General features: G+C 69.8%; 10 protein-coding genes. 4 read left to right on the top strand and 6 right to left on the bottom strand.

Going from position 1 to position 10503, the window contains the following annotated elements; all coding sequences use genetic code 11:
* The 3 genes from FV228_RS11085 to FV228_RS11095 form a co-directional block, all read left to right on the top strand.
* The coding region (locus tag FV228_RS11085) for a PAS domain-containing sensor histidine kinase (protein WP_147854675.1) at positions 1–1730 on the top strand (1730 nt) is incomplete at its 5' end.
* A gap of 73 nt (positions 1731–1803) precedes the next feature.
* Positions 1804–3036 (top strand): MFS transporter, encoded by a 1233-nt coding sequence (locus tag FV228_RS11090; RefSeq protein ID WP_147854676.1) that lies wholly within the window; start codon positions 1804–1806, stop codon positions 3034–3036.
* Between the two features lie 131 nt (positions 3037–3167).
* The gene (locus FV228_RS11095; protein ID WP_147854677.1) at positions 3168–4226 is read left to right on the top strand and encodes a nucleotidyltransferase domain-containing protein; all 1059 of its coding nucleotides are present in this window, start codon (positions 3168–3170) and stop codon (positions 4224–4226) included.
* Between the two features lie 24 nt (positions 4227–4250).
* On the opposite strand, the gene tolB is transcribed toward FV228_RS11095, so the two are convergent.
* From tolB to tolQ, 4 genes are all read right to left on the bottom strand, one after another.
* Positions 4251–5609 carry a Tol-Pal system beta propeller repeat protein TolB gene (gene tolB, locus FV228_RS11100; RefSeq protein WP_147854678.1) on the bottom strand — a complete coding sequence of 453 codons (1359 nt, stop codon included), beginning with the start codon at positions 5607–5609 and terminating at the stop codon, positions 4251–4253.
* A gap of 65 nt (positions 5610–5674) precedes the next feature.
* A complete protein-coding gene (tolA, locus tag FV228_RS11105; protein ID WP_147854679.1) occupies positions 5675–6988 on the bottom strand; it encodes a cell envelope integrity protein TolA in 1314 nt (437 codons plus the stop codon).
* A gap of 10 nt (positions 6989–6998) precedes the next feature.
* Positions 6999–7445: an ExbD/TolR family protein gene (locus tag FV228_RS11110; RefSeq protein WP_147854680.1), complete on the bottom strand. Its 447-nt coding sequence runs from the start codon at positions 7443–7445 to the stop codon at positions 6999–7001.
* A 25-nt stretch (positions 7446–7470) separates the two neighbouring features.
* Positions 7471–8187 (bottom strand): protein TolQ, encoded by a 717-nt coding sequence (gene tolQ / locus FV228_RS11115; protein ID WP_147854681.1) that lies wholly within the window; start codon positions 8185–8187, stop codon positions 7471–7473.
* Between the two features lie 328 nt (positions 8188–8515).
* On the opposite strand from tolQ, the gene FV228_RS11120 reads away from it, so the two are divergent.
* Positions 8516–9304, top strand: coding sequence for an aldolase/citrate lyase family protein (locus tag FV228_RS11120; RefSeq protein WP_147854682.1), 789 nt, complete (start codon positions 8516–8518; stop codon positions 9302–9304).
* Positions 9305–9313: 9 nt separating this feature from the next.
* Here the strand turns inward: FV228_RS11120 and ybgC are convergent, their stop codons facing one another.
* Both ybgC and FV228_RS11130 read right to left on the bottom strand, forming a co-directional pair.
* Positions 9314–9760 (bottom strand): tol-pal system-associated acyl-CoA thioesterase, encoded by a 447-nt coding sequence (gene ybgC / locus FV228_RS11125; protein WP_147854683.1) that lies wholly within the window; start codon positions 9758–9760, stop codon positions 9314–9316.
* A gap of 146 nt (positions 9761–9906) precedes the next feature.
* Positions 9907–10503, bottom strand: a 597-nt coding sequence (locus FV228_RS11130; RefSeq protein WP_147854684.1) for a DUF4142 domain-containing protein, incomplete at its 5' end; no start/stop codon positions are given.

Raw genomic sequence — 10503 nt, forward strand, 5'->3', positions numbered from 1 at the left:
CTCGAACACGTCGAGCATGCGCCGGCCTGACCCGGACGGTGCCGCGGCTCTCGGCCGTGGTGGCCGGCAGCCGGCGCATGCTCGACGTGTTCGAGACCACCCTGGACAGCGGCCGGGTCGGGATCGCCATCGACGTCTCAGAGCTGGAGAGCGTCCGCGCCGACCTGCAACGCCAGATGAACGCGAACGTCCGCACCCTGGACCAGTTGCCGACCGCGGTGGCGATGTTCGACGTCTCGCAGCGGCTGATCTTCCACAACGCCGCCTACCGCCAGCTCTGGGACCTCGACCAGGCCTTCCTCGACAGCCGCCCCTCCGACGGCGAGATCCTCGACCATCTCCGGGCCGAGCGGAAGCTGGAGGAGCAGGCGGATTTCCGCGGCTGGAAGCAGGGGGTGCTCGCCGCCTACCGGGCCGCCGAGGCCAACCAGAGCTGGTGGTACCTGCCCGACGGACGAACGCTCCGCGTCGTGGCCGACCCCAACCCGCAGGGCGGCCTGACCTACCTGTTCGACGACGTTTCCGACAGCCTGAACGCCGAGACGCGCTACATTGCCCTGCGCCGCCTCCAGGCCGAGACCCTCGACACCCTGGCCGAGCCGGTGGCGGTGTTCGGCGCCGACGGGCGGATGACGCTCGCCAACCGGGCGTTCTGCACGGTCTGGCGCCTCGATCCGGCGACCGTCGAGGAGCGGCCGCATGTCGATGCCGTCATCGCCGCCTGCCGGTCGCTGGCACCGGCCGAGGAGCCGTGGCTCGACATTCGCGACGCGGTGGTCGGCCTCGAATCGCGCACCGCCCAGTCCTGCCGCCTGGAGGTGGTGGACGGCACGGTCCTCGACTGCGCCGCGCAGCCGCTGCCCGAGGGCGCGACCCTGCTGACCCTGATCGACGTCACCGCGAGCGTGAACGTCGAGCGGGCGCTGACCGAGAAGAACGATGCGCTCGAGAAGGCCGCGCAGCTGCGCGACACCTTCGTGCACCACGTCTCCTACGAACTGCGCTCGCCGCTCACCAACATCATCGGCTTCACGCAGCTGCTCGGGGACGAGACGGTCGGGGCGCTCAACGACCGCCAGCGCGAATATTCCGACCACATCATGCGCTCGTCGGCGGCGCTGCTGGTGATCATCAACGACATCCTCGACCTCGCCTCGATCGATGCCGGCTCGCTGGAGCTTCAGCGGGAGGAGGTCGACGTCCAGACCACGATCGAGGCCGCCCTGCGCGGCATCGAGGACCGGCTGGCCGAATCCCACATCACCCTGGCCCTCGACGTGCCCGAGGATATCGGCAGCGTCCACGCGGACGGGAAGCGCATCCGCCAGATCCTGTTCAACCTGCTCTCCAACGCCGTCGGCTTCTCGGATGCCGGGCAGCGGGTCGAGGTCCGCGCCCGCCGGGACGCGCAGGAGCTGATCCTGAGCGTGCGCGACCACGGCCGCGGCATGCCGCTGGAGATCGCCGACTCGGTCTTCAACCGCTTCGAGAGCCACACGCTGGGCACCCGCCATCGCGGGGTCGGGCTGGGCCTGTCGATCGTGCGGTCCTTCGTCGAGCTGCATGGCGGGCGGGTCCTCCTGGAGACCGCGCCCGGGGCCGGGACCCAGGTGACCTGCATCTTCCCGCTCTTCCCTTTTGACGGGTCGCATCGCGAGCATCCCGAACTGCGACCCGCCACGCCCCCGACCGTGATCGCCGCGCGCAAGCCGGGCCTGGCGGTCCACTGAGGTCGACGGCGAGCGGGGCGATCCGTTTTCGCGCCGGGCTTGATTAATCCCCCGGCCGGGCTCAGCAGGGCGCATGTCCGAAAAAGATCGTTCCGGCTGGGCCGTCTTCGGTATCGGAGACTTCCGGCTGTTCGGCTCGGCCCGCTTCCTCACGGGCCTCGCGTATCAGATGCAGGCGGTGGCGATCGGCTGGTTCGTCTACGACCTGACCCATTCCGCGTTGGCGCTAGGCCTCGTCGGGCTGGCGGGTTTCCTGCCCGCGGTGCTCTGCGCCCTGATCACCGGCCACGTGGCCGACGCCTATGACCGCCGCCTGGTCGGCGCTGCGGCCTTCGGACTCCAGAGCCTGGCGAGCTTCGGCCTGCTCGCCTACGCGCTGGCCGGCTTCCAGGCGATCTGGCCGATCTACGCCCTGGTGATCGTCGTCGGCACCGCGCGGGCCTTCGCCAACCCCGCCCTGCAGGCCCTTCTGCCGACCTTGGTACCGGGGCCGCAATTCGGCTCGGCCATCGCGTGGAACGCCTCGCTCTGGCAGAGCGCGTCGGTGATGGGCCCGGCGCTCGGCGGCCTGCTCTACGCGCTCGGGCCGTCGGTCGTGTTCGGCGGCGCGGCGGCGAGCTTCGCGCTGGCGAGCGTTCTGACGGGACTGATCCGGTTCCGGCCCGCTGCCGTGACCGAGCGGCCGCCGATCACCTGGGCGGCCCTCTCGGCCGGCATCGCCTACATCCGCTCGCAGCCGGTGGTGCTGGGGGCGATCAGCCTCGACCTGTTCACCGTCCTGCTGGGCGGCGCCACCGCGCTCCTGCCGATCTATGCCGGCGAGGTGCTGCATGTCGGCCCGCTGGGGCTCGGGGCGCTCCGCAGCATGCCGGCCTTCGGCGCGGTCGCCATGGCGGTGATGCTGGCCTACCGGCCCTTGCGCCGTCATGCCGGGATCCGGATGCTCCGGGCCTGCGCGCTGTTCGGTGCGGCCACCGTCGTGTTCGGACTCTCGACTTCGCTGGCACTGTCGATGGCTTGCCTGTTCGTGACCGGCGCCGCCGACATGATCTCGGTCTACGTCCGCCAGACCTTCGTACAGGGCGAGACCCCGGACGCCATGCGCGGCCGGGTCTCGGCGGTGAACACGGTGTTCATCGGCGCCTCGAACGAACTCGGCGAGTTCGAATCGGGCGTGCTCGCCGCCGCGATCGGGGCGGTCCCGGCGGTTGTGGCGGGCGGCGCCGCGACGATCGCGGTCGCGCTGCTCTGGGGCCGGTTTTTCCCCGCCCTGCGGGCGCGGGACCGGCTGCTGGTGAAGGGATAGCGGCCGGCCATTATCCCTTCGAGGCCAGTATCACGATTATAAAGGGATAATGCATTCCCTTTCAACATCTTGCGCCGGACGTGACATGTGCTATCAAACCAAGCCCGTCGAAAAGGGCTTGGAATCGAGCCATGCTGTTCACCGACTTGAATGGCGATCAAGCCCGACAGACGATCGACACGGAGCAGGTCTTCGGGGCCTACGTTGCGGCCCGCACCGAGCTCGATCACCGCTATGCGGGTTCAATGGCTTGGAAGACGGTGGGCTCGCATACGTACCTGTATCGGAAGCGACAGGGCGTCTGGAAATCTCTCGGTGCCCGCTCGTCCGGCACGGAGGAAATCCACCGCGGCTACCATGAAGGCCGCGCGGATCTGCAGGATCGAATCGCAAACCTCTCCGCCCGCATGGACGCGATGGCCCCGGTCAACCGCGCGCTCCGACTCGGGAGAATGCCCATCATCGCGGCCCGTGTCCTGCGCCGCCTGACTGAGACGCGGCTCTACGGTCCCGTCGTCGGGGTCGTCGGTACCAACGCCCTATACGCCTATGAACGCCTCGCAGGCGTTCAGATTGCAGGCCCGCAACTCGCGACGGGCGACATCGATCTGCTGTACGACGCCCGAAAAAGCCTGCGCCTCGTTGCGCCGGAGGCGGTGGCAGGCGGATTGCTGGCCGAACTGCGAAAGGTCGATCGCTCGTTTACGGTCATCGGAAATCCCGGCTTCCGCGCCGTCAACCGAGACGGTTACTTGGTCGATCTGATCATGCCGGCCGGGAAGGATCCGATACGGCCTCCGGTTCGCAATCGCATCGGATCGGCCTCGGATGAATTGCAGGCGGTCGAGATCGAGGGGCTCGCGTGGTTGGTCAACAGCCCGAAGACCGCCGTCACGGCGATCGATGCAAGGGGCTATCCGGTGCAGATGTGGGTCATCGACCCGCGCGCCTTCGCGCTCCACAAGGCATGGCTCTCAACCAGGGGCGACCGCGATCCGCTGAAACGAACGCGCGATGCCGCGCAGGCCGATCTCGTCGCGTCTTTGATTCGGACGCGGCTGCCCCGATTGCCGTTCGACGACCCTGCGCTCAGAGCCCTCCCGCGCGCCCTGCGCGATATGGCCGATACGATCGGCAAGCCACCGGCGCCCGAAGCTGCCGACGCTAAACGGTCGGAGCCCGACTGGTAGCCGGGCTCCATAGTCCCAAACGCCTCAGCGCCCCGCCAGCAGTGGCGACCAGGTCGGGTCGGAGGCGTAGGACGGCGTCGGGACCGGCTGCTCGACCTTGCCGGTGATGTCGACCATGAACAGCTTGCCGCCGCCCTGGCCGCCCGGGTCGCGGAAGAACAGCACGTACTGGCCGTTCGGCGCGAAGGTCGGCCCCTCGTTGTGGTAGCCCTCGGTCAGGACGCGCTCGCCGGTGCCGTCGGGCTTCGACACGCAGATGGCGAAGCCGCCGTTGCGCTGGCGGGTATAGGCGATCAGGTCGCCGCGCGGCGACCAGGCCGGCTGCGAGGCCGAGCCGGTGCCGAAGGTGATGCGGTGCGGGTTCGAGCCGTCCGCGCCCATCACGTAGACCTGCTGCGAGCCGCCGCGGTCCGATTCGAAGGCGATCTGCGAACCGTCCGGAGCGTAGGTCGGCGAGGTGTCGATGGCCATGCCGTTGGTGACGGAGCGCTGGGCCTTCGTGGCGATGTCCATCGTCACGATGTCGGCGTTCCCGCCCTGCTGCACGCTCATCACCAGGCGGCGGCCGTCCGGCGAGAAGCGCGGGCTGGCGCTCATCGAATCGACGTTGCCGAGCGCCTGCCGGGCGCCGGTCTCCAGGTTGATCACCTGGACGCGCGGCTGGTGCCCGGTGGCCTGGGACATGAACGCGATGTCCTGCGTGGCCGGCGAGTAGCGCGGCGCGACGATCGACGTCTCGCCGCTGGTGATCGCCCTGACGTTGGCGCCGTCCTGGTCCATCACCATCAGGCGCTTGCGCCGGTTCTCCTTGGGGCCGCTCTCGTCCACGAAGGCGATGCGGCTGTCGAACCAGGGGCCGAGGCCGGTGATCTTGGTGTAGACCGCGTCCGAGATCAGGTGGCCGGTGCGCCGGGCGTTGGCGGTGTCGGTGCCGTATTGCTGGCCGGTCATCTGCTGGCCCGAGGTCACGTCCCAGAGACGGAACTCGACCTTGAGCTTGCCCGAGGCGTCCCGCGAGACGCGGCCCGTCACGAGACCCTGCACGCCGGTGGCGCGCCATTTCTCGAAGTTCGGTGCGGCGTCGAAATTCGGCTGCTCGGGGAATCGGGCGTGGTCGAGGGGCGTGAAGTAGCCGGAGCGGCGCAGGTTGTTGGTCACCACGCCGGAGACGAGGCCGCCGAGGCTCGGGTCGCCGCCGAAATCCGCGATGGCGATCGGCAAGGGCTGGAAGTTGCCGCCGCCGATACGCAGCTGCAGCTGCGCCTGGGCCGGGGCCGCGAAGCCGACGGCGACCGTCAGCAGCGCGAGAAACGCGACGATGGGCGCGATCAGGCGCGCGGCTGAGGGCGCCGGAAGGCGCCCGGCGGAGGAAGTGCTGTGCATGGGTCGGATCCGAAGTGGCGATCAGACGGGGAGGCGGGTGACGGCAGGCGGCGCGGGTGGCGATATCAGGTCGCCGTGAATTCGAACTCCGCGTTGATGGCCTTCCAGTCGTTGTAGTACGGCGCGTAGGTGGCCGGAATGTTATACGGCGCACAGCGGCGCACCGCCCGGAGCGCGGCCTGCGCGATCGACTGGTCCACCCCGCTGGAACCGCCCCGCATGATCCGCGGCTCGGTGCTGAGCGAGCCGTTCGGGTTCAGCCGGATGTCGAGCACCGGCAGCACCACCCCCTGGGCGGCGCCCGGAGGCGCGGAGTAGCAGCGCTCGATCTGCTGCTGCAGCAGGCCGACCAGCGCGTCGCGCAGGGATGGCGACAGGCGCTGCGCGGTGCCGGTCGCCGCGCCCAGGGCCGCGACCTTCTGCACCGTATGGCCGGTCGCGCCGGTGGATTGCGACGGCGCCTTCGAGGCCAGCACCGAGCGGATGTCGCCGGCGTTGAACTTGTCGGCGAGCTCGGCCTGCTTGCGCGCCTTGGCCTCGCCGTCGGCCTTGGCCTTCGCGTCCGCCATCGCCTTGGATTTCGCCTTGGCGGCGGCCTCGGCCTTGGCGGCGGCTTCCGCCTTCTCGTGCGCGGCCTTGGCCTCGGCCATCTCCTTCTGGCGCTCGGCTTCCGCCTCGGCCTTGGCCTCGGCAGCCTTCCGGGCGGCTTCCCGGGCAGCCTCGGCCTTGGCGGCATCCGCCTTGGCCTTGGCCTCCGCCTTCGCGGCGGCGGCCTTCGCGGCGGCAGCCGCGGCTTCCGCCTCCTGCCGCTCGATGAGCTTGTCGAGCTGCTCGCGCTTCTCGGCATCGGCCTTGGCGGCCGCCTTCGCCTCGGCCTTGGCCGCCGCGGCCTTCTCGGCGGCGGCAGCCTTGTCGGCCGCAGCCTTCTCCGCGGCTTTCTCCGCGGCCTTCTCAGCCGCCTTGGCGGCAGACTTCTCGGCCTCGCGCTTCTCCTCGGCGGCCTTGGCGGCTTTCGCCACCTCCTGCGGATCCGGCTCGGCGCGCAGGGGCATCTCGTCCGCGTTGGCGAGCTTCATCTCGGCCGTGCGCTTGGGCGCGGTCGGCGCGTCGGTCTTGGCGTTCTCGGGCTCGCGATCCTCGACCTTCTCGGCCTGGCGGTCGGCCCGCGGCTGGGCGTTCGGCATCGGCTTGTCGGCCTGCCGCTCGCCCTTGGTGATCTCGGAGAACTGGTTCTCGGTGATCACCTCGACGGGCACGCCCTCCTGCGTCTCGGGCAGGGCCGGGGCCGCCACGCTGAACAGCGCGAAGGCCAGCAGCGCCACGTGGGTGCCGGCGGAGATCCAGACACCCGGTTCCTTGCGGTCGAAGTGGAACTCCACGGTCCGGACCCTACTGATGCTCTGGCTCGGTCACGAGGGCGACCTTCTTGAAGCCGCCGCCGGTCACGATCGCCATCACCTGGGCGACGCGGCCGTAATCGACCCGCTTGTCGCCGCGAACGAACACACGCTCCTCGGTGCCGGTCTTGGCGGTCTCGAGCAGCTTCGGGATGATCGTGTCGTCGGTCAGCTCGTCCTCACCGAGGAAGACCTGGCCGGTCTGCCGGATCGAGATCGTCACCGGCTTCACGTCGGAATTGAGCGGCGAGGCCTTCGATTGGGGCAGATCGAGGGGCACGCCCACCGTCATCATCGGCGCCGCGACCATGAAGATGATCAGCAGCACCAGGACGACGTCGATGAACGGCGTCATATTGATCTCGTTGATCGGCCCGCCGCGCCGGCCCCTGCGCCGCCGCCGCTTGCCGCCGTGGGATGCGCCCGCCGCCATGCTCATGGATCAATCTCCTGGATCGGCCCGGTCAGGCGGCGAGCGAGAGGCGCTCGTCGATCTGGCGCGAAAGGATCGCGGAGAACTCGTCGGCGAAACCCTCCAGCCGCGATTGCGACTTCGAGACCTCGGCCTGGAGCTTGTTGTAGGCGAGCACCGCCGGGATCGCGGCGAACAGGCCGATCGCGGTGGCGAACAGCGCCTCGGCGATGCCGGGGGCGACGACGGCCAGCGAGGTGTTCTTGGAGGCCGCGATCGAGGTGAACGCGGTCATGATGCCCCAGACGGTACCGAACAGGCCGATATACGGGCCGGCCGAGCCGATCGAGGCCAGGAACAGCAGGCGCGATTCGAGCCGCTCGACCTCGCGCTGGATGGTGACGTCGAGCTGCTTCTCGATGCGCTGGGACAGGGACTGCACCTGACGGCCCGAGCCCTCGAACGAGCGCTTCCACTCGCGCATGGCGGCCACGAACACCGCCGCCAGCCCGGTGGCCGGGCGGTCGTTGAACGAGCGGAACAGCTCCTCCAGGGAGCGGCCGGACCAGAACGCGTCCTCGAACGCGTCCATCTCGGCCTTGGTGCGCCGGAACAGCAGCGTCTTGTCGACGATGATCGTCCAGCACCAGATCGAAGCGCCGAGCAGCCCCACCATCACGATCTTCACAACGAAGTGGGCCTGCAGGAACAGCCCGAGCAGCGTCATGTCGGCGACAGGCGCGGCCTGCATCGCGTCGGCTGGGTTCATCCGTCGAGGTCTCCTGCTCCGGATCGCGATGCGCTGGGCGAGGCCCGCGTCCGCCGGATCCGTGAGCGATATCAATGCTATCGTCCGCGAATCTGTCGAAAGTAAGGGCCGTCTTCACCCCGTAATCGGGCGGCATCGCACCGACTTCGTTAAGGGCGCGACAGGGTTAAGGATCGGTTTCGATCGGGGCGATCCTAGGGCATTCCAGGACATTGGCCGCGGTATGGGTCGCGTGGCGCCCGGCCGAGACTGGACCTCGCGAAACCGGGCCCGTTATTCTCATCCCTACGGCGAACCCGTCGCCGCGAGCCTCAGTCCAGGACGTGTCATGACCCTGCCCGTTCCGAGCCTCCACGGCCTGCTGCCCGCCGAGCCGGCCCGATTCCTCGGCTGGTCCTGCATCGCCGACCCGACCATCGCCGGAGCCCTGGCGCGCTCCGGCTTCGACGCCGTGCTCCTCGACCAGCAGCACGGCGCGCACGATTACCACTCCTGTTGTGCGGCGATCACCGAGGTGGCGCTGGCCGGCAAGCCGAGCCTGGTGCGGATCCCGGTCGGCGACTTCGCCATGGCGTCGCGGATGCTGGATGCCGGCGCCGCCGGTATCGTCGCGCCGATGATCAACAGCGTGGCGGACGCGCAGGCGCTGGCGGCCGCCACCAAATATCCGCCGGTCGGCCAGCGGAGCTGGGGGCCGGACCGCGCCATGTGGATGTCGGGCCAGAGCGACGCGACCGAGTTTCTCGCCGGCGCCAACGCCCGGGCGCTGACCATCGCCATGTGCGAGACCGCGGAGGCGATCGACGCGCTGGAGCCGATCCTGGCCCTGCCGGGCATCGACGGCATCCTGGTCGGCCCGGCCGACTTGTCGATCGCCCTGTCCAAGGGAAAGGCCATCGACCCGGCCGGCGCAGCGGTCACGGCCGCCCTCGGCGAGATCGTGCGCAAGACCCGGGCTGCCGGCAAATTGCCCTGCGCCTTCTCGCCGTCGCCCCTGCGGGCCCGGGAGATGGTCGCGATGGGCTTCCAGCTGGTCTCGGTCGAGTACGACGCGATGACCATCGTCAACGCCTTCGCCAAGCTGCTGCGCGACGCCGACCCGACGCGGGTCGCCTGACCGGACGCGTCAGGCTTCTCCGGACGGAGCGAGGAGCCGGCGCAGGGCCTCCGGCAGCCGGATGGCGCGGCCGTCGCGCACGCAGGCGACCGTGACGTCGGCGGCGACCAGCAGATCGTCGCCGCGCCGCACCTCCTGGGCGAGCTGCATCGAGGCGCCGCGCAATTGCCGGGTCCGGGTCACGATGGTGAGCTGGTCGTCCATGCGGGCGGGGCGGATGAAGTCGAGCGCCATCCGCCGGACCACGAAGACGAGGCCGCGGGCTTCCCGGTGCAGATCGGATTGGTCGCCCGCCAGACCCCGGAGCAGCTCGGTCCGGCCGCGCTCCAGGAAGCGCAGGTAGCTGGCGTGATAGACGAAACCCGAGAAGTCGGTGTCCTCGTAGTAGACGCGCACGCCCAGGCGATGGGGGGCGTCGTCCGTCGGCGCGCCGGTGGGGGAGGTCTGTGCGCTCATCGAAAATCGTCTACGGCATGTTGCGGCTGCGGGGGAAGCAGCCGTCACGCCTCGCGCCGAGTGTTGGGGGATGAACCGGATACCCCGCCGACACGACGAGGGCCGCCCTGGGGCGGCCCTCGCGTGGTCAGGTCTGGATCGAACGATCAGCCGCCGATGCGGGCGGCCAGGCTCGCCGAGTGGGCGTGCTCGTCGGCGATGTAGGGCAGCGCCTCGCTGGCGAAGCGGCGGCCCTGGGCGCTGTCGCCCGACTTGGCGTAGGCGTCGTAGAGCGCCAGGGTCTGGGCGTCGGACCGGGCCTGCTGGTCGATGTAGGCGCGGTCGAAGGACCGAGCATTCCGAGCCGACTGCAGCTGGGACAGGCGGGCCTGACCGCGCTCGCCGAGGGCGACGCGACGGCCCGGCTCGGTCGGGCTGTTGTCGACGATGCCGACCGCGCCGAGCGCGCCGCCGACGATGCTGGTGCCGAGGTTCGCCGCGATGGTCACCGGGGCCAGAACGAAGCCGACCGGGTTGGTCAGGTCGGTCTTGATGCCCTGGTTGTCGGAAACGACCGTGCCGTTGCGCGACAGCGAGGTGTTCGGCGGCAGGAGGGCCTCGGTGGTGGCCTTGCGCTCGACCAGCACGCGGTTGGCGTAGTTCCGGACGCGCGGGTTGCGCGAACGCTCGAGGGCGATGCGGCTCGCCTCGATGCTGGCGGCGTCCGAGCGCAGCGCCTCGGCGCGGAAGGCGGGGGTCTCGGT

Source organism: Methylobacterium sp. WL18, assembly GCF_008040015.1.
Taxonomy (GTDB): Bacteria; Pseudomonadota; Alphaproteobacteria; order Rhizobiales; family Beijerinckiaceae; genus Methylobacterium; species Methylobacterium mesophilicum.